This window comes from Polaribacter sp. R77954 (assembly GCF_044595335.1).
Lineage (GTDB): Bacteria > Bacteroidota > Bacteroidia > Flavobacteriales > Flavobacteriaceae > Polaribacter.
The window spans coordinates 912,718-936,667 of the sequence record NZ_CP138992.1 but is presented as its reverse complement, the minus strand read 5'-3'; the positions used below and the strand labels follow the sequence as shown (position 1 = coordinate 936,667).

At 32.9% G+C, this 23,950-nt stretch carries 14 protein-coding genes; 7 read left to right on the top strand and 7 right to left on the bottom strand.

The window, feature by feature from the left end; translation table 11 throughout:
- Positions 1-16: 16 nt before the first annotated feature.
- Positions 17-1,228, bottom strand: coding sequence for an RsmB/NOP family class I SAM-dependent RNA methyltransferase (locus SJY27_RS04065; RefSeq protein ID WP_397446980.1), 1,212 nt, complete (start codon positions 1,226-1,228; stop codon positions 17-19).
- A 421-nt stretch (positions 1,229-1,649) separates the two neighbouring features.
- Between SJY27_RS04065 and SJY27_RS04060 the strand changes: the two genes are divergently transcribed.
- Together SJY27_RS04060 and SJY27_RS04055 are read left to right on the top strand one after the other, a co-directional pair.
- Positions 1,650-5,897 (top strand): collagen-binding domain-containing protein, encoded by a 4,248-nt coding sequence (locus SJY27_RS04060; RefSeq protein WP_397446979.1) that lies wholly within the window; start codon positions 1,650-1,652, stop codon positions 5,895-5,897.
- A gap of 1,398 nt (positions 5,898-7,295) precedes the next feature.
- The gene (locus SJY27_RS04055; protein WP_397446978.1) at positions 7,296-7,682 is read left to right on the top strand and encodes an HU family DNA-binding protein; all 387 of its coding nucleotides are present in this window, start codon (positions 7,296-7,298) and stop codon (positions 7,680-7,682) included.
- Between the two features lie 345 nt (positions 7,683-8,027).
- Here the strand turns inward: SJY27_RS04055 and hsdR are convergent, their stop codons facing one another.
- The 4 genes from hsdR to SJY27_RS04035 all read right to left on the bottom strand — a co-directional run bounded on the left by hsdR (position 8,028) and on the right by SJY27_RS04035 (position 13,801).
- Positions 8,028-10,502: an EcoAI/FtnUII family type I restriction enzme subunit R gene (hsdR, locus tag SJY27_RS04050; RefSeq protein WP_397446977.1), complete on the bottom strand. Its 2,475-nt coding sequence runs from the start codon at positions 10,500-10,502 to the stop codon at positions 8,028-8,030.
- 101 nt (positions 10,503-10,603) lie between these two features.
- The gene (gene tnpA, locus SJY27_RS04045; protein WP_397446976.1) at positions 10,604-11,056 is read right to left on the bottom strand and encodes an IS200/IS605 family transposase; all 453 of its coding nucleotides are present in this window, start codon (positions 11,054-11,056) and stop codon (positions 10,604-10,606) included.
- Between the two features lie 4 nt (positions 11,057-11,060).
- Positions 11,061-12,350, bottom strand: coding sequence for a restriction endonuclease subunit S (locus SJY27_RS04040; protein WP_397446975.1), 1,290 nt, complete (start codon positions 12,348-12,350; stop codon positions 11,061-11,063).
- The gene (locus tag SJY27_RS04035) at positions 12,347-13,801 is read right to left on the bottom strand and encodes an N-6 DNA methylase (protein ID WP_397446974.1); all 1,455 of its coding nucleotides are present in this window, start codon (positions 13,799-13,801) and stop codon (positions 12,347-12,349) included. The genes SJY27_RS04040 and SJY27_RS04035 overlap by 4 nt, the downstream gene beginning before the upstream one ends.
- A gap of 189 nt (positions 13,802-13,990) precedes the next feature.
- Between SJY27_RS04035 and recG the strand changes: the two genes are divergently transcribed.
- Positions 13,991-16,207 (top strand): ATP-dependent DNA helicase RecG, encoded by a 2,217-nt coding sequence (recG, locus tag SJY27_RS04030; protein WP_397446973.1) that lies wholly within the window; start codon positions 13,991-13,993, stop codon positions 16,205-16,207.
- A 65-nt stretch (positions 16,208-16,272) separates the two neighbouring features.
- Here the strand turns inward: recG and SJY27_RS04025 are convergent, their stop codons facing one another.
- Positions 16,273-18,504 carry an LruC domain-containing protein gene (locus tag SJY27_RS04025; protein WP_397446972.1) on the bottom strand — a complete coding sequence of 744 codons (2,232 nt, stop codon included), beginning with the start codon at positions 18,502-18,504 and terminating at the stop codon, positions 16,273-16,275.
- 436 nt (positions 18,505-18,940) lie between these two features.
- Between SJY27_RS04025 and SJY27_RS04020 the strand changes: the two genes are divergently transcribed.
- Positions 18,941-20,134, top strand: a complete 1,194-nt coding sequence (locus SJY27_RS04020; protein ID WP_397446971.1) for a serine hydrolase domain-containing protein — start codon at positions 18,941-18,943, stop codon at positions 20,132-20,134.
- A 72-nt stretch (positions 20,135-20,206) separates the two neighbouring features.
- Here the strand turns inward: SJY27_RS04020 and meaB are convergent, their stop codons facing one another.
- Positions 20,207-21,274 (bottom strand): methylmalonyl Co-A mutase-associated GTPase MeaB, encoded by a 1,068-nt coding sequence (gene meaB, locus SJY27_RS04015; RefSeq protein WP_397446970.1) that lies wholly within the window; start codon positions 21,272-21,274, stop codon positions 20,207-20,209.
- Positions 21,275-21,365: 91 nt separating this feature from the next.
- Here meaB and SJY27_RS04010 point away from each other — a divergent pair, with 91 nt between their 5' ends.
- Genes SJY27_RS04010 through SJY27_RS04000 form a run of 3 tightly spaced genes read left to right on the top strand, consistent with a single transcriptional unit; the run spans position 21,366 to position 23,866 of the window.
- Positions 21,366-21,923: an RNA polymerase sigma factor gene (locus SJY27_RS04010; RefSeq protein WP_397446969.1), complete on the top strand. Its 558-nt coding sequence runs from the start codon at positions 21,366-21,368 to the stop codon at positions 21,921-21,923.
- Positions 21,907-22,482 (top strand): hypothetical protein, encoded by a 576-nt coding sequence (locus SJY27_RS04005; protein WP_397446968.1) that lies wholly within the window; start codon positions 21,907-21,909, stop codon positions 22,480-22,482. Before SJY27_RS04010 ends, SJY27_RS04005 begins: the two co-directional genes overlap by 17 nt.
- Positions 22,463-23,866, top strand: a complete 1,404-nt coding sequence (locus tag SJY27_RS04000; RefSeq protein WP_397446967.1) for a hypothetical protein — start codon at positions 22,463-22,465, stop codon at positions 23,864-23,866. Before SJY27_RS04005 ends, SJY27_RS04000 begins: the two co-directional genes overlap by 20 nt.
- Positions 23,867-23,950 lie beyond the last annotated feature (84 nt).

Sequence of the window (23,950 nt, the reverse complement as noted above, 5' to 3'; positions counted from 1 at the left end):
TAGCAAGTTTGTAAAATCACTTTTTTTCTAAAAGTGCCATATAAAATCCGTCGAAACCAGATTTATGAGCCAATACTTTTTTATCTTTTACAAAAGTAAATTCTTTTCCTGATTCCGATGTTAAGAATTTGTCAACTTGTTCTTGATTTTCAGAAGGTAAAATAGAGCAGGTAGCGTATACCATTTTTCCACCCGGTTTTACCATTTTAGAATAGCTCTGTAAAACCTCTTGTTGTACTTTTTTAATATTGTCTATAAATTCGGGTTGCAATTTCCATTTAGAATCTGGGTTTCTACGAATAACCCCCAAGCCAGAACAAGGCGCATCTATTAAAACACGATCGGCTTTGCCATACAATTTTTTTATTGGTTTTGTAGAATCTATTACACGTAACTCTATATTATGTGCCTTATTTCTTTTAGCCCTAACTTTTAATTTACGCAATTTACTTTCGTAAATATCCATAGCAATTACTTGCCCTTTATTTTCCATTAATGCAGATAAATGCAACGTTTTACCACCAGCACCTGCACATGTATCTATTACCTTCATGCCTGGTTTTACATCGCAATACGCTGCTACTAATTGAGAGGAAGCATCTTGCACTTCAAAATAACCACTATGAAAAGCTTCTGTTTTAAATACATTAGCTCTTTCTTCTAACACCAAAGCATCTGGATGATTAGGTACAAATTTGGTGATTACATTTTCTGTTCTAAGCTTTTTTTGTAAAAGTTCTTTCGTAATATTTAAGGTGTTTGTTCTTAAAATTACTTGTGCTTGTTGGTTTAAAGCAGCAATTTCTTTGGTCCAAATGGTTTCCCCTAATTCAGATACACAAAGCGCATCCATCCAATCTGGTATAGATTCTCTGTACTTTCGGGTTTTTGTTAGCTCGTCAAAACGACCTTTAATTCTTCTAACAGGCACGTCTCCAATTTGGTTCCAATCAGGTAAAGCAATACCTCTTAAAATACACCACACCGAAAAAATACGCCAAATATCATCTCTTTTATAAGGGGTTTTTACTTCTGCAATTTCTGCGTAAAGCCTATTCCATCTTGTAATTTCGTAAATAGTTTCTGCAACAAATTTTCGGTCTCTAGCGCCCCAACGTTTGTCTCTTTTTAAGGCTTTTTCTACAGCTTTATCTGCATAAACACCTTCGTTAAATATATCTCGTATGCTGTCTATAACTGCAAACGTTAAATTTCTGTGTAATCTCATTTATAAGCGAATCAGCCACAAAGATACTAATAAGTTGTAGCTAAAAAATGAATTTTTTAAACGATTCAAAGTAGTTTACAAATGGTTTTGTATGGCAGTAAAATTCTTTGCCTATTTTTTTTAAAAGATAAAACTACCAAAAACATATTTACCCTCTATTTTTCGAGTTACAGCAATCCATGCCACACTTTAATACAATTAAAAAATACTGCTTTTGTAACGTTATATGCAATTCGTCTTACCTTACAAGTATCGTTGAAATACACCAAATCAATCAAAACGAAAGATAATTGCTATTCAACTTAACAAATTTTACGATGCTCGAAGCAAAGATTAAAAAGGACGGTTAGATTTTTACCTTTGACGTAGTTAAATCCTTTTAAACGAGATAGTTTTAAGAATTACCCTCAAATCTTTAATTATGAAAACCGCAGAAAAATCTTACAGAAACTTCCACACTAATCTTTTAAAAAGTGCTATTGTTTTACTTGTATTTATGATGATGAATGTTTTTTCATCAAACGCACAATGTGTTAGTGCCACCGATTGCGATGGCGATGGAATTGAAAATGCCATAGATTTAGATGATGATAATGATGGAATTTTAGATTGTGTTGAAAATGGATTAAACAATAATGCGTTAAGTGATTTGTTTACAATTGCTGGTGATGCAAGTTTTGTAAGTTCAAATGAAATAGAACTTACACCAGATGAAAATACTCAGGCAGGTTCTAGTATGTCTTTTGGTAAAGTAGATTTTACAACTGATTTTAATTTTTCTATAGAAATTAACTTAGGTAGTAAAGATATTGGTGCAGATGGTATTGCTATTGTGTTTCATACAGATCCTGATGGTATTCATACAGTAGGTATTACTGGTCAGGGTATAGGTGCAAAACATATACAAAACGGAATTTCTATAGAGTTTGATACTTTTCGTAATAATGGAGAACTAGTAAATGATCATACCCAAATAAAAAATACAACTACTTGGCAAGGTTTAACAACGGCAACAGATTTAGGAAATATAGAAGATGGTAACTGGCATTTGGTTAACTTTAGTTGGGTGGCAAGTACAAAAACCTTAAGCTATTCTTTTGATGGAAACCTAATTACCAATTATACAGACGATTTAATCGCAAATGTTTTTAACGGAGAAACCAACGCACATTTTGGGTTTACAGCTTCTACAGGAGGACAAAGAAATAGTCAACGCATACGATTTGTAAACGAATTATGTACCTATCCTTTTGCAAAAGATGCAGATAATGATACGATACCTAATCAATTTGATACAGATTCTGACAACGATGGTTGCCCTGATGCTTTAGAAGGGAGTCATAATTTTACGGTTACAGATGCTAATGGAAGATTAAAAGGTGGGGTAAATGCCAATGGAATCCCTTTAGTGGCAGTAGGTATTAGCCAAACAATAGGTACAAGTTTAGATGCTACTGTACTAGCTCAAGTTTGTACAAACCCTTACAGTCCTATTACTCCTGCTGAATGTTTTACGGTTTTTGTAGAGCATGATGTAACCTTAACCCAAGGTACTACAAACGGAAGTTTGGCTGCAGGTGGCGATGTTACTATTAATGGTGATTACGAATTGGCTTTGCAAGATTGTGGTTGTTATCAAGTAAATGGCAATGCATTGGGTTTGTTGGTAGATGGTAAAGTAAATTACAATGCAGGTATTTTAAACCTACGTAATGCCACACAATATGCTCAAATAGGGCATGCAAATGGTAGCAATGCTTGGTATGCAGATCCTCAAAACGCACCAACACCTATTCGTATTACACCAGAAAACGATTATCAGGCAAGTAGTTACATTCAATTGGCAGGCAATGCAAACGCATTTAATGCATCTATGAATCCTGTTTTTGCAAAAAATAATCTCGATTTTCCGTTGGCATTTCAAAGACTTAGAACAAATGCAACCAGTTTGTCAGAAAATAATCACAATGCCTTACTTAAAGATGTTGCTGGCGATTCTATTGCAAATACAAACTTACCCAATCAAATAGGGCTTACTCTTAAAACCGGTGCAAATTATATCAATATCAATGGCTCAGATTTAAACAACGTTCAGACAATTAATTTCTTAAACACTGCCAATTCAAATCAATTTTTAATAGTTAATGTAAATGCACCAGGACAATTTTACTGGAATGTTTGGTCGCAAACAGCTATTGCCAATGCTAGTGCGCCTTACATCATCTATAATTTTTACAACACAACAGCATTACACTTAGAGGGTAACAATACCATTTATGGTAGTATTTTAGCGCCTTTTGCAAGCATCACAAAAAATCAAAACACTGCAGATGTTGTAGGGCAAATTATTGCAACATCGTATACGCAAAGTGGTGGTATTGTACACTGTACAACGTTTGCACCAGATGTAAATGCTTCAATAGCTGTAAATGCAGTGCCAAAGGCAGTATTTACCGTAAACGATAACGCGTGCTTGACAGACAATAGGTTTACCTTTAACAATACTTCAAATACGGGTAGCATTGCACAACCAGTAACACCAATTACATACCAATGGAATTTTGGTGATGGTACTGCAAGTACTGCCATGCAACCTACCAAAACCTATGCAGCAGCTGGTGTATATACCGTTACTTTAACTGCAACAAATGCATTTGGTTCAGATACTACAACTAAACAAGTAACTGTGTTGCCAAAAGTAGCTGCAGAAGTGGCGGTAAATACTACCTACTTAACAGATACTTCTATAAATGCCAATGTTACGCTTGTAAATGGTACTGAATTTTCAAGTTACTCTTGGGTTTTGCCAGGGCAAAATACTGCGAGTTATCCAAATGAAAATGCCATTTCTCTTAACTTTGCGCAACCAGGTTTATACACCTTATTATTTAACGGAGTGCAAACCAATGGATGTAATGTTACTACAACCATACCAATTACCATTCAGTCTAATGAGGTAAGTACTGGAAATAGTGGTGGTGTAGAATCGGAATCTTTAGGCGATGCCATTTCTAAAATTTATGTAGGTAGAAAAAAGAATTCTGTACCTACTCAGTTTGTAAAATCGAAAGCAAACTTGTACAACAAAGCACAATTAAAGAGTGTACAACCTTACCAAGGCAAAGGATTAACACTGTTAGATATGTTTCCTAATGAATTGGTAGCTGGTAATGTTGCTAACATTACTTCGCCAACAGATATTTTAGATTATACCATTGCAGATGAGGTGTTTTCTGTAGATTTTTCTGTAGATGGGCAAACCAAAGGGGTAGTGCTAGGTATTAAAACATCCGATAAAGTGTACAACCATACCAAAGCCTCTTGCGATAGGTTGCGTGGTGCAGAAATTTTAAACATAACCACCGTTCAATTGCAAGGTAAAAACTTTTTAATGCAAGCCATAAAACAACGTACAGGTGTGGTAGAGTATGCCATTTCTTTTGCAGTTGCAAAGAATAATAACGATACCAATTATACCTTACAAACCAATTGGTATGTAAATCATTACACTAAGTTTAATGATATGTATAACTTTCAAGTATGGTCTACAAACCCTACAGATACCCAAAAGTTAGTTACAGATGTGTTGCAGAATTTACAAAACAACACGCCAGTGCAACAAATAGAGGTACAGAAGTTACCAAAAACTTATGCTGCAAAAATAGCTAGAGAACAAGCGGAGTTAGTTGTTTTGTTAAGAAGTACTGTAGTTGGGCAAGAGGTAGAAATTGCTATGGAAGAAGTGTATTCTGAAACCGCTAATAATGTAAAGCACAGATACAATCCTGTAAACTCAGAGAAAGAGAAAACCATAAGAATTGATATTGCTGATGGATATGAATACGATGCCTTGGTAAAAGTAAACGGAGAAATAGAAGATGCTTTTTATCATGCAGATGGCAACTGGGGCTTAGATTATGACAAAAAGTACACAAAAATCAATCATTATTTTGTGTCTAATGATTTTGACAGAACCTATAATGATGATGAGTATGCCATTAGCAGAAATGTAGAACTGCAAGCAACAAGCGATTATGATTACTTAACCTTATACAAATCTTTATTACCAGGTACCTTAGCCGCAGATTATTCAGCATATAAATACGTGTCTTTTACTGCTACAGGTAGTGGTTTGTTAGAGTTAGGGTTGATTAAATCTTCTATAGAAGAATGGAAAGCACAATATAGAGTAATGGTTGATTTGTCTGAAGAAGAGCAAACTTATTATGTACCTTTCGAAATTTTTTCTTCAATAGGTACTACAGCAAATATTACTGCAGACGATTTAACTACCTTGGCGTTTACATTTTTACCAGTAGAAGCACAAACCACAGATTTAAATTTAAGTATTAAAGACATTAAATTTACAAAAACGGCTGTTGAAGAAGAATTAGTGCATAAAATTGAAACTTTTGACAATCAGTTTATGGCATATCCAAATCCAACGCAAGGTAACGTAAACCTATTATTGTATAGCAACACACCAACAGAAGCAAAAGTGAGTTTGTTTGATGTTACTGGTAAAACAATTTACGTAACTTCTGCAACACTTTTAGAAGGAAAAAACGAATTGAATTTTGACTTTGCTAACGTAAAACCAGGAGTATTGTTCTTAAAAGTAAGCAGCTCAGAAACCGATTACGGAACCTCTAAGATTATTTTCAAGTAAGTTTTTAACTATCAAAAATAAGTGCTATACAAACGGAGTTTAATTAAAGTAGAATAAATTGCTAAAATCACCTTATAATAAGGTAACAAAAATTTCCTGCAAGATCTTTTATAGATGTTGCAGGTTTTTTTATAGAGATGAGTTTTACTACAGAGCTAACGTTTATTACCCATATCCCTATTGCTTTTTGAAGTATAACCAATGTCATTTCAACTGCAATGAAGAAATCTGTAAAACCAAAAAAGTCAAAACAAACTCCCGTTTTTGATATGCTATGAGAAGTATAACGAATATCCTTTCGACTGCAATGGAGAAATCTGTAAAATCAAAAAAAGTCAAAACAAACTCCCGTTTTTGATATGCTATGAGAAGTATAACGAATGTCCTTTCGACTGCAATGGAGAAATCTGTAACATTAAAAAAGTCAAATCAAACTCATCTTTTTGATATGCTTTGAGAAGTATAAACGAATGTCCTTTCTACTACAATGAAAAAATCTGTAACATCAAAAAAGTCAAAACAAACTCCCGTTTTTGATATGCTTTATAAAGTATAAACGAATGTCATATCGACTGCAATAGAGAAGTCTATAAAATCAAAAAAGTCAAAATAAACTACCGTTTTTAATAGGCTATGAGAAATATAACGAATATCATATCGACTGCAATGGAGAAATCTATAAAACCAAAAAAAGTCAAAATAAACTCACCTTTTTGATATGTTATATGAAGTATAAACGAATGTCATTTCGACTGCAATGGAGAAATCTCGATAAAATGAAGAGATTTTTATTGCCTTACATGTCAACAAATAACCCCAGATTAATCAGTAAAGTAGTATAACCTGTTTAATGTACTGGTAATAACGCTGTATTCCCTTCTTAAAACAAACATTACAGTACAAAAAAAATTTTTCCACCCCAAACACAAAAGCTAGCGTCTTATTTTCCTTAAAAATGCTATTTTGATGCTTTCTGTTGAAAAGTACCTGTGTTTTGTCAATAACTACCTGTTTCTTTTCTAAAAGATTAATCCTAGCTTTACATCGTATTAGAATACATAGAAAAAGCCGTAAAGGTTGTGGTCTTTACGACCTTTTTTTAAGGTAACACTGTTATAGTATTACGTTTTTGTTTGCACTACCAAAACTACAATACTTTTAACAGCTTACCAAAAATTTTTTTTATTCTTAAAAAAAAAGATGCCACAACATCTTGATTGGTAAACGTATGAGTTAATTATTTTTTAAAACTCCTGTTTTTTATTAAAACAGTCGAACGTACATAAAACGATTTGTGTTCGTGCAATTGCTGTAGAGTTACTTCTTAAAAATCGTATTAAGAATAAGGTGTATAAAAGCCACCTTTTAAAAAGCTTTTAGTTCAAAATACTTTAAATTATGAGTATTATTTACAAAACGTTGCCAAGAAAAAATCCTCAGGACATGGCAGCACCTGAAAAATTTTATGCGGCTGTAGTAGCCAATGGTAGTGTAGATTTTGAAACACTTGCAGAGCAAATTTCTAACCAATGTACGGTTACAGAAACCGATTGTTTGGCAGTATTAAATGCTTTAGAGCAAAATATTGTGTACGAACTTAAGCAGGGGCGTATTGTACGTTTGGGTAAATTGGGTAATTTTCAAGTAAGTTTAAGCTCTACAGGGCTTTCAACTGCAGATGAAGTTTCTGCACAAGCCATTAAAGCTACCCGTATTTTATTTAGACCAGCAAAAAAAATGCGGAATTTGTTAAAGAATTTGTCTTTTCGTAAAGCAAGTTCATAGCCCATATTTCGCACTTTTTGGTGTGTAAACGGCTTATAGAGCTATTCTAAGCCTTAAAAAAACAACTGTTTTTTTAAGGCTTTTTTTTGTAATTATAAGCGTAGCCAACTAAAATTGCACCCTGATGCAACTAAAATTGCACCCTGATGCAACTAAAATTGCGTCTTGACCCGATAAGAATTGTGTCTTGATGCAATTTTTTTGGGTTCTTGAGGTGTTTTTTTGGGCTCCCCTCCATTTTTTTTGAATTTTAAGATGGTTTTTGGGCTATTTACGCTAATAAAAAGTGCGGTTTTGTGGGTGCTTGTTTAAAAAGTTATGCACAATTGTTAGTAATACATGCTATTAAATAGCGCTTTCTTGATACAAATATTCTTGAAACCCAACAAAGGTTTGTTTAATAGACTTTATATCTCCCAATTCATTTTTTGCATCGGTAATACTATTGTATTTTAAGTGTAATAATGGAGATAGCTTTTCAATATCTAATTCGTCAACGCCTTCTTTTACATATTGTTCTAAGACAAAATTCAAAAATTCTTGTTGTTTTGGGTTATAGTCATGCATTTGAATTTTAGCTCTACTTGCTCTTTCCAGTCTTGGTACAAGGTCTTTGTGATAGGCTATATAATTTAATACATCAAAAAGGTCGCTATCTTCTCCATGAATTAAGTTTCGCAAATCTTCTAATTGCGAATTGGTATATCCTTTCTCGCTTAATTCAGTTAGCAATTTTTTACGAGTACTTGGTAAACTCCAAAGTTTTCGCAGTTCACTTTCGCTTTTGAAAAATTGAGGTAAATCGCCAAATAATTGGTCTAAAAACTCTTGATGACTTATTGGTTTTCCTGTTGGACTCCAAAAAGTCGTTTTTACCATCGCGTCAATTTCTCTTTCTTTATTATCAGAGAGTTTTACCCTCACCATTTGTCTTGGTGGCGTTTCACAAACACATGGAATATGATCACATACTGTACAGGCTTCTTCTTCTGGTCTTTCACAAATACAAGAAGCTTCTCCACATACATTACATACTCTGGTTCTACCTCCACCTTCTCCTTCATCAGGTATTTCTGGTGGTAGAGGTTCTCCATCCCATTCTGGGTCTTGAAAATGGTCGTGCGCTCTTACAAAGTCGAAAACTGTAAAATAATCTTTACCATCAAAAAGACGTGTACCTCTACCCACAATCTGTTTAAATTCTACCATAGAATCTACAGGTCTTAATAGTACTATATTTCTTATTTCTGGGGCATCTACTCCTGTACTTAACTTTTGTGAAGTTGTTAAAACTGTTGGAATACTTTTTTCGTTATCTTGAAAATCCCTTAAATGTTGTTCACCATTTTTTCCATCATCAGCAGTTACTCTGTGGCAATAATTTACATTTGAACTGGTTGCATGTTGATTTATTAAATCTCGTATTAATGCTGCATGCACCTGTGTAGCACAAAAGACCAATGTTTTTTGTTGCTGATGTATAAGCTCTAAAAACTTTTTTACACGGTATTGTTCTACTTGTTGTATGATTATTTTTCTTCCATAATCTCTATAGGTAAACGTATCACCAAGTTCTGCTTCACCATTCAATATAGTATCGTCTTTTGTTACAGTATATTCATCGTAATTGGTTTGTATTTCTTTAACTTTAAAAGGTGTTAAAAAACCATCATTAATACCATCTTTTAACTTATAAGTATAAATAGGTTCTCCAAAATAATCATAGGTATCTGCATTTACATCTCTCTTTGGTGTTGCAGTTAAACCTAATTGAACCGCTGGTGAAAAATACTCCATAATAGCTCTCCAAGAACTTTCATCTCTTGCACCACCTCTATGACATTCATCAATAATTATAAAATCGAAAAAGTCTTTTGGGTACTGACCGAAATTAAAGTTTTTAACATCATAAACAATTGGTGTTTCTGCTGCTCTTAAAGAAGTAATTTCTGCTTCATTCTCAATATCTTCCTCGTTTTTAACATCGGTCATAAACGTTTGAAAAATCGTAAAAAAGATACTTCCGTTTTTAGGTACTTTGCCTTTTTTTCTTATTTCGGCTGGTTTAATTCTTACTTTAATATTTTCATCAATCACATCAAAAGCACCAAAAGAATTAAAAGCTTGGTCTGCTAATATGTTTCTATCTGCTAAAAATAAAATACGTGGTGCTCTGCTTCCATCTCTTTGTAGATTCCATTTTGCATGAAACAGTTTCCAAGCTATTTGAAACGCAATAGCTGTTTTTCCTGTACCTGTAGCCAATGTAAGCAGTAATCTATCTTTTTTCTCGGCTACAGCTTCTAATACTTTAGCAATAGCATTTTGTTGATAATATCTAGGTTGCCAAGTACCTCCTCTATCTTCAAAAGGAATAGCAAACAAACGTTCTTTCCAGTCTGCTATTTCTACTTTGTATTCTTCTTTGGGTGTTGGGTAGGTCATTTCCCAGAGTTCGTCTGGTGTTGGGTATTTAGACACTTCGCCTTCTGTAGCTTCATCCATGTCTATCCCATAGATTCGCAAACCATTGGTAGCATAAGTAAAACGAATATTTAAACGCTCTGCATAATCTTTGGCTTGACCAACACCATCTGTATAATAGTTATCTCTTTTCTTGGCTTCTACAACACCAATTCTTCTGTTTTTATATTCTAAAACATAATCTGCATAAAGAGGTGTGGCTCGTCTGTTTTGACCAATGAGACGCCCTTTGGTAATAGGAAACTCCAAACGCAAACGACTACCTTCTATAATTCCCCAACCTGCTTTACGTAATGCAGGTTCTATTAAATCGTGTTTGGTTTGTGCCTCGTTCATATTAATTTACTTTTAATCCCAAAGGGATGCCAGAAGTTAAGGTAGGACGAAGTCCTGCCAGAATATGCAAGATATAAAAAAGCCCTGAAAGGGCGATGTAATCAGTCCCAAACATAATCTTCGTTATAATCTACGTTATACTTATTCAAAAAAGCGCGATACTCTGCTTTAAAATCTTTTTTCTGATGGTGTTCATGTTGATGCTTAATATAATTTACCACAACATGTACTTCACTTGGGTTTACAGAAAACGCACCATAGCCATCTTGCCAAAAGAAATTCGATAAACTTGCATCTTTTGTTTTCATCCATTTGCTAGAATGTGCTTTTATTTTTTGTACCAAAGTCATTAAAGCTATTTTTTTAGATAGCATGCACAAAACATGAATGTGATTGGTATAACCACCTACTATTAAAACTGGGCAATCTAGCTGTTTACATACGCCTCCTATATAGGCATGTAGCTCTTGCTCATAGGGTGGGTATATCAGTTCCTCTCTATACTTGGTGCTGAATACGATATGGACGTAATTTTGTACGAGTGACTGACCCATGTTTTTAGATCACCCTTACAGGGCTTTTTTCTGTTTGTGTCTGTGCGGATGGAATGCTTCCATCCTTCTTATACTTCGTCCCTTTGGGACTTGTTAACTCTCCTGCAAAGGCTTTTTGAAGAACGGATTTTTTGAGGTCTTCTAAATCGTTTAGTTTATTGATATAATTATCAATTAAAAAATTAGTGTTTTCTTGAAGGTTATTCATTATTAAAATGTTCTTTTTTTCTTCCAAAGTTGAAATTGGTACTGAAAGTTTTGAACCTTTAACATCATTGTCTGAAACCGCTGGATAACTAGCACCTCTTTGCAAAGATTCCATTCTATCCATAAATTTTGATGTAAGTAAATAAAAGAAAATCCAATCAGAACTAATATTTTCTTTCGGTCTTAAAACCACATAACCTGTACTACAAAGATTTCCTGATAAATCTTCTTTAATTATTGTTGCACGTCTTAAAGTAGGTCTTGTTGTTGCAAAAATCACATCTCCTTCCAATATTATCTTTTTTGCTCTACTTGGTGCATTTTCTTTATTTACTGTAGCTGTCTCTGTAACGCTTAATGTTTCTCTTGAAACAGAACTTAAATCAACATATTCAAATTCTTCATTTGAGAAATCTTGCCATTTAATGTTTTTTGTTTTTTCACAAACCTCTCCCAAAGTATTCTCTTTCCAACCATCACCTTTTTGGCTAAAAATATCATTGAGTTTAGATTGAAAAAGCTCTTTTGCGTTTTCTATGTTTTTTTCAATGTTGGCTTTGGCTTGGTCTATGGCTGTAAAAGCTTTATCGAGTATAGTTACGATTTGTTTTTGTTCTGAAAGCGTTGGGATTGGAATTTTGATAATTTTTGCACGTGAAATAGTAAGTGTCCCAACAGTAGCTCCCATTGATTTATTCAACACTTGTTTCATTATCAAATCAGACTTAAAAGCATATTCAATATAACGAACATCTACATTTGATATGTTTTCAAACCATAAAACTGACGCGTCTTTAAAATAAAATCTATCTGTTTTTTTTACTAAATAACATTGACCTAAAGTCCCTACTGCTGAAATTATTATATCTCCTTCCTTTGGTGCTCCTTTTTCTTTTGTAAACTCTTCAAATAATTCTTCAGAAATAAATAAATCATTATCTACAATACCGTTTTGTGCAAGTTTTACTACTTCTCGAGCTCGATAAAATGGAACACCTTCTGTTTTCCAATCTGCTTTATGAACTCTTTTGCTTGATTTTACATCAAACAGTTCAACCAACTTTTTTATTTCCCAACCTTCTCTCATATCAACTCTTTAATTGAATTAAGAATAGTATTGGTTTCCGCATCCAAAGTTTTCATTTCTGCTAAAATAACTTCTGGTGCTCTTAAAGGTGCCTCTTCTGGTGTGTTTGGGTTTTTTGGTGAAAGGTCAAATGTGTCTTCGTCTAAATCATTCACATTTAAAATCCAAGATTTTTCACTTTCAGGTTTTGTTTGTTGTAGTGTTATAAACTCTTCCATATCCTTGTCATTTAAAGGATTGGTTTTTCCCATGTTTCGTCCTGGGTCTAACTGGTAGAACCAAATCTTTTTGGTAGGTTCTCCTTTTTGGAAAAATAAGACAACAGTTTTAACTCCTGCACCTGTAAAGGTACCTCCTGGTAAATCTAAAATTGTATGTAAGTTTGAGCCTTCTAATAAGAGTTTACGCAATGCCACAGAAGCATTATCTGTATTGCTCAAAACTGTATTTTTAATTACTACAGCTGCACGCCCACCAGTTTTTAAACTCTTAATAAAATGTTGCATAAACAAGAAAGCAGTTTCTCCTGTTTTTATGTCAAAATTCTGTTGTACTTCTGGTCTTTCTTTTCCTCCAAATGGTGGATTTGCTAAAATAACATGGTAACGATTTTTCTCTTGTATGTCACGTATGTTTTCTCCTAAAGTATTCGTGTGTATAATATTTGGTGCTTCAATTCCATGAAGTATCATATTCATAATTCCAATTACATAGGCCAAGTTCTTTTTCTCTTTACCGTACAAGGTGTTTTCTTGTAAGGTTTTAAGGTTGTCGGTTGTTTTTTCCATGCGTTCATACATGTATTCGTATGCTTCGCATAAGAAACCACAAGAACCTGCTGCACCATCATAAATCTTTTCGCCAATTTGTGGGTCAATCACATTAATCATGGCACGAATAAGTGGTCTTGGTGTGTAATATTGTCCACCATTTCTACCTGCATTCCCCATGTTTTTAATCTTGGTTTCGTACAAGTGGCTTAACTCATGTTTGTCTGTAGAAGCACGAAAGGGAAGGGCATCTGCATATTCTAAAATCTCTCTTAAGTTGTACCCAGATTGAATTTTGTTTTTGAGTTCAGAGAAGATTTCACCTATTTTGTATTCAATAGTATTGGCAGAATCTGCTTCTTGTTTGAATTTGGCTAAATATGGAAACAATTTGCCATCTACAAATTGTACCAAATCTACACCAGTCATGGCTTTGTGGTGGTCTAATTTGCCATCAGCATCTTTAGGCATTGCCCAATTTTGCCAACGATATTCTTCATCTAAAATGAATTTATATTCTTCTCCTTTTAATTCGGCTTCGTCTGCTTTGTCTTGTTCTAATTCGTCTAAGTAGCGTAAGAATAGTACCCAAGAGGTTTGGCCTATATAATCTAATTCACTATCAGAACCTGAATCTTTATAAAGTAGGTCGTCTATGTTTTTAAATGTTTGTTCGAACATGGGGTTTATTTCTTTTTGTAGCGTTACATGCAGTAAGCTAAAATAATAATTTCTTTTTGCTAGGTCTTACAATTTGATGAATAATTTTATATGCTAAAACCTAAGAACGTAAAATATAAATAATCCTTTCGGTTACCATAGTGCTTTTCAACTAAATTAATTATTTTCGTACATCAACTTATACAAGTTTTGAATTTAGACTACCCCATAACATACATAAAAGGAGTAAGTGTACAAAGAGCAACCCTTTTGTATACAGAGTTGGGTATAAAAACATGTAACGATTTATTAAATTTTTTCCCTTTTAGGTATATAGATAAAACCCAGTTTTATACCATTAAAGATTTGCAACCAAACTCTAGTGAAGTACAAATTGTAGGGCAAATTACCAACGTAAAATCTGTAGCGCAAAAAAGAGGCAGCAGGTTAGTGGCTACTTTTCAAGATGCAACAGGTACTATGGAGTTGGTATGGTTTAAGGGGCAAAAATGGATTAAAGATTCCTTAAAAATTAATGTACCTTATGTAGTTTATGGCAAGCTCAACCATTATAATGGTAGTTTTAGCATTCCGCATCCAGAGTTAGAATTGGTTACCGAATACAAAAAAAAGTTGCAAACCAAAATGCAGCCTGTGTATGCATCTACAGAAAAACTCACCAATTCTGGTGTTTCTAATAAGTTGATGCGTTCTTATATTCAGCACCTGTTGCAACAAGTTTATGATGGTATTCAAGAAAGTTTATCTCAAGATATTATTGATGATCTACAGTTGATGCACAAACGAGATGCTTTGTTAAATGTGCATTTTCCGAAAAGTCAAGCACATTTGGCAAAAGCACAATACCGTTTAAAGTTTGAAGAGTTGTTTTTTATTCAATTGCAATTGGTTCGAAAAAAGTTGGTTAATAAAACAAAAATCAAAGGCTTTGTGTTTGAACATGTGGGTGAAAAGTTTACTAATTTTTATAAAAACCATTTGCCTTTCGAGTTAACCAATGCACAAAAAAGAGTATTAAAAGAAATACGAAAAGATGTGGGTTCTGGAGCGCACATGAATCGTTTATTACAAGGTGATGTGGGCTCTGGAAAAACTATTGTAGCCTTATTGGCCATGTTATTGGCTATTGATAACGGTTACCAAGCCACCATTATGGCGCCCACAGAAATTTTAGCCAATCAACATTATACAGCAGTATCAGAACTGTTAACAGGCATGAATATCAATGTTGATATCCTTACAGGTTCTGTAAAAACCAAAAAACGACGAGAAATACATCAAAGTTTAGAAGAAGGAACTTTACATATTTTAGTAGGTACACATGCCTTATTAGAAGATAAAGTTAAATATAAAAGTTTAGGAATTGCCATTATAGACGAGCAACATCGGTTTGGGGTAAAACAACGCGCAAAATTGTGGAATAAGAATAGACAGAGCCCATCCCAACCTTCCCAAAGGGAGGAAGCCAAAAGCCCATCCCTAACCCTTCCCAAAGGGAAGGGAACTGACAAAACTGAGAAAAGCCTCCCTTTTGGGGAGGTTGGAGGGGCCTTACCACCTCACATTTTAGTAATGACAGCAACCCCAATACCCAGAACTTTGGCCATGTCTGTTTATGGCGATTTAGACATTTCTGTAATTGATGAGTTGCCTCCAGGAAGAAAACCAGTAAAAACGGTGCATCGTTTTGACAGCAATCGATTGTCTGTTTTTAAATTTTTAAAAGACGAAATAGCAAAAGGTAGGCAAGTATATATTGTGTATCCGTTAATTCAAGAATCTGAAGCTATGGATTATAAAGATTTAATGGATGGTTATGAGAGTGTTGCTCGTGAGTTTCCATCACCTAAATATCAAATAAGTATTGTACATGGCCAAATGAAACCCGCAGACAAAGATTACGAAATGCAGCGTTTTGTAAAAGGAGAAACCCAAATAATGGTGGCAACTACGGTTATAGAAGTGGGGGTAAATGTACCAAATGCCAGTGTAATGATTATAGAGAGTGCAGAGCGTTTTGGTTTGAGTCAGCTGCATCAATTGCGTGGTAGAGTAGGTAGAGGTGCAGACCAAAGTTACTGTATTTTATTGTCTAGTTTTAAATTATCTGCAGAAGCAAAAACGCGTTTAAAAACAATGACGGAAACAACAGATGGTTTTAAAATAGCAGAGGTAGATTTAAAATTACGAGGACCAGGAAATATAATGGGTACACAACAAAGTGGGGTGTTAAACTTAAAAATTGCAGATGTGGTTAAAGATGCTAAAATTTTAGTAGCCGCCAGAAATACAGCCATTGCAATTTTACAAGACGATGCCAATTTGGTAAAACCAGAAAACCTACCCATTAAAACGGCTTTTTCTGCAATGACGCAAACATCTAAAATTTGGAGTAATATTAGTTAAACAAAAAAGAACTCCATAAGATAATTACTAATTATCTTATGGAGTTACTTTTTTTAAGTATTATCTTATTTGTTTATATTCTTTAATTTGTCTTTCCTTCTATTACCATTTTTGTCTGTATACCAGTCTAACCCTGGTTTTGAGATTACAAAATCATCGAAGTTTGGATAGGCTTCTAAAATGGAAACCCCTTCTGTTGCCCATGGTAAATCTACAGGTAGGTCATTAAGAACCCAAGGAAATTTGTTAGAATTCACAAAAAGGCTGTTTCCAGAAGAGTTATCACTACAGTTTAAGAAATTACTAGAATCGTTATACATGGTTGGAGCGTTCAAAGCGGGATAATCTTTATGAAAAGAATTATACAAAGGGTGTATTTCTTGACCTAATTCGCCATTTTTTAACATAAACTCATCATAAGCTCCGTTTATATTTGTAACCTTTCCAGAAATTACAGGAATGTTATCATAATCTATATTAACTGTGTTTATAATTGCGCCAGATTGATCTGTATAGATTGTTTTTAGGTTGTTAAAAATAAATAACGTGGTATTATTTTGGCTATCATGCAATCTTGTAATTTCAGTACTAGCATAGGCATCAGTATTATTTAGTGTTAACACAGCATCATCGTCTTCATCAATCACTCTTAATACAAAACTGTTATTAAAATTAGCACCCATTGCAGGAAATTTATAGTCAAATTCAATTTGGCTAATCATAGCGTTTTGGTTTACCCCTTCTTTATAGCTGTAATTATGCACTAAATCGTTTAAATCATAATCTCCCATACAAGGATATAAATCTTCATATAAAGAAGTAAAGTAAGTATTTTGTCCTTGTGGATAATTGTACGAAGACACATTTGGGTTGGCATCATCTACATCTACACCTTCAATAACCCCATCATTATCATTATCAATAGCACTATTAAAACCTGGTGAGCAAGCACCTACAGAAATAAATGTAGAGCAAGTATTAATAACATCATTTTTACCCATACTTTCGGTATAATAATCAGAACAAATATCTAAGCTTCCTTGAAAACTATTATTTCCGTTAAACGTAATCTTACCAGTTTCTATAACAGAATATGCTTTGTCTCCTTTTATTTTACCATTAGACATGATACTCGCACATTTTAAAATAGAACCTTCTTGTATTTTAATATCTATGTTAGAGTTGTTAATAAGACTACCTGTAATTACAGTGTAAGAGGCATTGCTAAATTCGGCTTGTTTATTGTTGATAAAATGACCTGAAATGATGGTTCTACATTCGTTTTCAAACTCGCCAGCATTTACTGTAAAATTTCCGGCTACATTTAATGCCGAGTTTTCTTTATTATGGAATTTTCCTGAAGTGGTAAAATGACCGCCAATATTTACTTCGCCTCCATCATTGTAAAATTTCCCATTGCTGTTTAAATTAAAAGAACCAGAAACGTTAAAAGTACCTCCGTACACATTTACTTTTTTAGAGTCGGTATTTAAATTACCTGTAATATTGGTAATTCCCCAACTGTCTACTTCACTGTCTTTGCTCATTCCAAGGTTAACACCGTTAAAAGTACCATCATTATAAATGGTGGAGTTAAAATTACCAGAAAGTTTTAACGTACCCCCTTGCGCAACATAAATGGTTAGTTTGTTGTTATTGTCATTTAAGTAAGAAGGACTCCATGAACCACCATTGCAGATGTAAATGGTTGTTTTTTTGTTTACATTTAATCCTTGGGTTGAGGTAGTTGATATGCTGTAATCTCCATCATCATTCCCATTAAATGCTGCATAATCATTGCAGTTCCATGTGGGTGGATTATCATCATTAGATTTTGCACTTATTTTAGTGCTTGAGGCAGTTTTGCCTTCTTCCGTATCAATTCTTTCCTCATCTTCAATTTTTAAATTTTGTATTTCACTAGGGGTTACAAGCCACTCTCTAGTGCCTGTTGCTAAATCTGCTTGTACTGCTATTAATGCAACATGATTTGGTACTTTAATCACATTGCTAATCGTTGTATTTTTGTCGATAAAACCCTCATACATTAAGGTATAGGTTTCATTTTCTACTTTAAACATTTTAATATTAACCATATCTGCACGAGAATTTTCAGATAAATTAATATTGGTGTTTTGTAATGCTAAAGGTCTTAAATCATGACCAGTTGGTACTACTAATGTAGTGATGTCATCCTGAATGTATTCTACAGTTTCTTTAGGAGTGTCTGGAAATTCAGGGGTACAGCTTTGTAAAAAAGCTAAAAAAAGTAATGATAAAATTAATTTTGTTTTCATAAAGGGGAGTTTTAGTATTTATATTAGCCCAGTACAAATTTATTACTTGTGTGATGTTTAAATCTGCATCTAAAGTTTTATAAAATGTTTGTGTCGATAATTTGCAATTTATTGTGGACAAATTGATTTCATTAAACATTTTTATGGCGTTTATAAGACCTAAAAGGTACAAAAATACCAGTTAAAGCCTATGGTAACTTGCTATTTATTTTCCTTTTTTTAATAGTATTGTTGTTGTTACTGTAATGTAAAACGAGTAGGTTTACTCATTAAATACGCGCAAAGTGGGGTTTGTTTTGAAACCAATACTATTTGTTTTTTGGTTTGGTTTTGTCTATTTTTTGCTATTAGGTTTTATAAATGACATTATTTTGAAATTGTATTTTGATTATAGACGAATCCTCTTTAACTTTACAAATTATAGTTTACATCCCTTTTGAAAAAATTTATCCAACATATATCCATTCTACTTTTAGTAATAACTAGTATTTCTTTTCTTGCTTTTAATATTTATGAACCAGAACAACCTAAGATGGTTGTAAAAGAAGTGGTTACAAAAACTAAAAAACCGAGTTTGAAAGTACCTGTAGCGTATTTTCCTAAAGAAAAAACCCACAAAGTAAATCATAAATTAGATTCTTTATTAAAACGAATTCATAAAAGGCACGATTTTCATGGTGCTATATTAGTTGCAAAAAACAAGAAAATTATATATGAAAATCAGATTGGTTATGCCGATTTTAGAAAGAAAATTCCCATTACAAAAGTGTCTGAATTTCAATTGGCATCTGTAAGTAAACAATTTACGGCAGCTGCCATAATGCTCTTAAAAGAACGGAATCAGATACAACTAACAGATACTGTTAATCATTATTTTCCGAATTTTCCTTATCAGGATATCACTATCACCAATCTTTTAAACCATACTTCTGGTTTGCCAAAATATTTCTGGATTGCTGAGCACGAATGGAAATCTGAAAATCCGCCTACAAATACAGATTTAATTAATGTTTTACCCGCTTCTAAAGCGCAGCGATTTTTTAAACCTGGTCGTAATTTCGATTATTCAAATACCGGTTATTTTGTATTAGCGGCTATCGTAGAAAAAGTTTCTGGCAGCTCTTTTAATACCTTTTTAAAGAAGAATTTTTTTGAACCTTTGGGTATGCAACATACTTACGTGTATAGTTATCAGAATGATAGTGTAAGAAAAAATCAATTAATAGGATATCGTTTATACAGAGGTTGGAGACATTTAAAAATAGGCAATACCGTTAATGATGCCATTGTTGGTGATAAAAATGTATATTCAACTGCAGAAGATTTGTATAAATGGACCTACGGACTAAATTCAACGCAATTGCTTTCAAAGGAATCTTTAGATTTAATGTACACCCAAGGAAAAACCATTTATGGCAGAAAGGTACCTTATGGTTTTGGTTTTAGAATGGAGAAGTTTGACGATAACAAAATATACCATTATGGAAAGTGGAATGGTTTTAGCACAGCTTTAACCAATTATTTAGAGGATGATTTGGTGGTTATTGTTTTAGAGCACACCAGTTATAACGCTATGCGATCTTTAAATAAAAAAATAAAGAAAATTGTGTCTCAACATTTAAAGGTGTAATTGAATTGTACCAGTAATAGGGTATTAAGGAGTGCTAAAGTTGATTTTTCTATAACTTAAATTTTGATAAATTTACAAGTCCAACAATCGTTTGGCTGCGTTAAAAGGTGTGGTTTTTCCGTTTTTTAAATCGCTAATTTCTTGTTCTAATGCTGCTTTTATGTGTTGTTTGTTGTAAAAATTGGCTTTTAATTGTTGTTCTATAGTAGACAATAACCAGTATTTGTTTTGATCATTTCGTTTTTTAGAAAAGTAGTGGTTTTCTTTAGTTAACTTGCAATACTCTTGTATCATAACTGCCACTTTATCAATTCCTTTGTTTTTCAAAGCACTAGCCGTTAAGACTTTAGGTTGCCAATTGCTTTCTTTTAGAGGGTATAAATGTAAAGCTCTGTTGAATTCCACTTTGGCAATTTTAGCATTTTTTTCATTATCGCCATCGGCTTTATTGATTACAATAGCATCTGCCATTTCAATTATTCCACGTTTTATGCCTTGTAATTCATCACCTGCACCAGCAATTTTTAGTAACAGAAAAAAATCAACCATAGAATGTACTAAAGTTTCAGACTGCCCCACACCAACAGTTTCTATTAAAATGGTATCAAAACCAGCGGCTTCGCATAAAATAATGCTTTCGCGTGTTTTTTGAGCAACACCTCCTAAAGAAGTACCTGATGGCGAAGGTCTAATAAACGCATTTTTATCGGTTACTAACTGTTCCATTCTGGTTTTATCACCTAAAATAGAACCTTTATGTATAGAGCTACTAGGATCAACCGCTAAAACAGCCACTTTTTTTCCTTGCTGGGTTATGTGTTTGCCAAATGCTTCAATAAATGTACTTTTTCCAACACCAGGCACACCAGTAATGCCTATTCGTATGGAATTATTGGCATAAGGCAAACAACGTTCTAAAATTTTATTTGCTTTTTTTTGATGATTGGCATGGGTGCTTTCTACTAAAGTAATGGCTTTACTTAAAAAGGTAATATTGCCTTCTAAAATTTTGGATACAAATTCTGCAGTCGAATTTCTTTTCGCTCGGTTTCGTTTAATTCTTTCAGCACTTAAAGCATTTGTAGTTTCTGGCTTAGAAACGCCTTCTTTTTCTTGTAAAGCAGATGGTTTTTTGTGCATTGTAAAAGTTAATGTGTAAATTTAAAGATAAAAATGTAAAGTTTTTGCAACACCTATAAAAATGTGTCGTCTATAAGATAAGAAGATTTAAATGCAACCCACCAAACAGTTACATCAAAATATTATTGACCAATGCAAACACAATAATGCAAAGGCGCAAATGCAATTGTATAATTTGTATTGCAAAGCAATGTTTGTAGTTGCTTTAAGATATGTGAAAGATAAATTTGTGGCAGAAGATGTAATGCAAGATGCATTTATTAAGGCCTTTAAAAATATAGATGCCTATAAAAATGAAGTCGCTTTTGGAGCTTGGTTAAAACGAATCGTTATCAACCAAAGTATTGATTGTTTAAAGAAAAAGAAATTAGAGTTGGTATCTATAAATGAAGAAGTTACAGAAATAATTACTGATGAGGATTGGAATGTAGCATCAGAAATTTCGATTGAATTGATTATCGAAAAAATGAATGCATTAAAGGATAAATATAGGTTGGTGCTTACTTTGTATTTGTTAGAAGGTTATGACCATCAAGAAATAGCACAAATCTTAAACATTACAGAAAACACTTCTAGAACGCAATTGCTAAGAGGAAAAAAAATATTGAAAGAACAATTGAAAAACACGAGTTATGCAGCAGGATATTAGAAAAAAATTAAAAGAATATAAAGACGATCAAGTAGAGTTATCTGCCAATCATACCCATAAATTTGAAGCATTATTACAGCAAGAAATGCATCAGCAAAAACCTAAAAAGAAAACGTTTAAATGGTTATCAATTGCAGCCTCAGTTGTTTTATTAATTAGTTTGGCAGTTAAATTTTATCCAACTGAAAATATAGCACCAAATTTAACAGATGCTGAAATAGAATCAACACAAAAACACATCACTTTAGGAAATATATCACCAGAATTTCAAGCCATAGAAACCTATTATAAAAATAGTATAAAACTAGCAATCAGTAAATTAGATTTATCTGAAGATCGAAAAGAAATTGTAGATGAGTATTTGTTAAAAATAGCAGAACTCACCAAAGAATATAAAAACTTAACCCAAGAGCTCAATACAAATGGGGTTAATGATGCCACTATAGAGGCACTAATTCGTAATTTACAATTACGCTTACAGCTTTTACAACGTTTAAAAAAGCAGTTAAATGAACTTAAAAATTTAAACACAAAACAAAATGAAACACAGATTATTTAAAGATATTATAACTTTTATAGCACTTGGTTTTTTAGGTACAGCCTCTGCACAAAAGTTTGATAAAAAGTATACTGAAATTTTTAAAACCAATAAAGATGTAGCAGTTGCCATAAATGCATCGAATACAGATATTAATGTGACCACTTGGGCTAAGGATGAAGTACAAGTAGATGCCTTTATAGAAATAGAGGGAATTGAAAAAGACGAAGCCGAAAAATATTTTAAAGATTGGGAATTTGAAGCTTTAGGAAACTCTAAAAAAGTAAGAATTACATCGAAAGGTAGCCATGGTTTTAATTTTAAAAACAACTTTGTATTTTTTGATGATATGGATTTTGATTTTGAAATTCCAGATATAGATATGTCTAATATAGAAGCAATTGTGCTGCCTAACATGGATTTTGATTTTGACTTCGACTTCGACTTCGACTTTGATCTAGACGATTTAGGAGAAAATATGGAAAAAAATGCCAATTATGAGTTTAGGTGGAAAGATGACAATCATGATATCGAAATAAACTCTAAAGAAGAATGGGACGCTTTTAAGAAAACCAAAGAATATAAAGCGTTAAAAGAAAAAATGAAGGTAGATAAAGTAAAAATGCGCAAAGAAATTGCTAAATCTAAAGAAAAGATGAAAAAGGCTTTCGCTTCTAGTAAAATTACCATTAAAGAGATAGATACAGAAGAAATTAAAAAAAGTTTGGCCAAAGCACAAGAAGTTTTAAAAAACATGAAATTTAATTTTTCTACAGATTCAAAAGCTGTTAATATTGAAGGTAAAAAAATAAAAATCAAAAAAAGATTAGAAATTAAAGTGCCAAAAGGTGCAACATTCGATTTAAATACGCGCCATTGTAAAGTAAAATTGCCAAATACGGTTGCTTTTGGCAACGTAAAGTATGGTTCTTTTGATGCTAACAATTTATATAAAAGTAACTTAACTATTGATTATTCTCCTGTTAAAATCAACAATTTAAACGCTTGTACTTTATTTTTAAACAATGTAACTGATGCTAAAATAGCATCAGTTACCAATACAACTATGCATAATAATTCTTCTGGAGTACATATTGTAAGAATCAACCAAAATGTAAACCTTTCTGATAAATTTGGTGAGTTGATTATAGATAGTTTTCATCCAAATTTTGGAGCGTTTTTATTAAATTTAAGTCAGTCTGATGCCACTATAATTTTGGGTGATGTAAAAACCAATTTTGATTATGACATTAAAACAAGCAAACTAGACAATAAAACTTCATTAGGTTTTATGAATAAAACCGTAAAAAATTATAAAATCAGTACAAAGTCTACTTTTAACAATAGTAGTGTTAATAATAATGTTAAATTATCTGCAGACTATAGTACAATCGTTATCAAATAGCATCCCTTTTATTTTACAAAACTTCTAACAAATTCCATTTCGCTATTCTTCATAAAGTGCCTATCTTTATCCCTTGTAAATAGT

Excerpts from the sequence above, each read along its gene's own strand:
- SJY27_RS04065 (WP_397446980.1), bottom strand. The coding sequence starts at position 1,228 with ATGAGATTACACAGAAATTTAACGTTTGCAGTTATAGACAGCATACGA.
- SJY27_RS04060 (WP_397446979.1), top strand. The coding sequence starts at position 1,650 with ATGAAAACCGCAGAAAAATCTTACAGAAACTTCCACACTAATCTTTTA.
- SJY27_RS04055 (WP_397446978.1), top strand. The coding sequence starts at position 7,296 with ATGAGTATTATTTACAAAACGTTGCCAAGAAAAAATCCTCAGGACATG.
- hsdR (WP_397446977.1), bottom strand. The coding sequence starts at position 10,502 with ATGAACGAGGCACAAACCAAACACGATTTAATAGAACCTGCATTACGT.
- tnpA (WP_397446976.1), bottom strand. The coding sequence starts at position 11,056 with ATGGGTCAGTCACTCGTACAAAATTACGTCCATATCGTATTCAGCACC.
- SJY27_RS04040 (WP_397446975.1), bottom strand. The coding sequence starts at position 12,350 with ATGAGAGAAGGTTGGGAAATAAAAAAGTTGGTTGAACTGTTTGATGTA.
- SJY27_RS04035 (WP_397446974.1), bottom strand. The coding sequence starts at position 13,801 with ATGTTCGAACAAACATTTAAAAACATAGACGACCTACTTTATAAAGAT.
- SJY27_RS04025 (WP_397446972.1), bottom strand. The coding sequence starts at position 18,504 with ATGAAAACAAAATTAATTTTATCATTACTTTTTTTAGCTTTTTTACAA.
- meaB (WP_397446970.1), bottom strand. The coding sequence starts at position 21,274 with ATGCACAAAAAACCATCTGCTTTACAAGAAAAAGAAGGCGTTTCTAAG.
- SJY27_RS04010 (WP_397446969.1), top strand. The coding sequence starts at position 21,366 with ATGCAACCCACCAAACAGTTACATCAAAATATTATTGACCAATGCAAA.
- SJY27_RS04005 (WP_397446968.1), top strand. The coding sequence starts at position 21,907 with ATGCAGCAGGATATTAGAAAAAAATTAAAAGAATATAAAGACGATCAA.
- SJY27_RS04000 (WP_397446967.1), top strand. The coding sequence starts at position 22,463 with ATGAAACACAGATTATTTAAAGATATTATAACTTTTATAGCACTTGGT.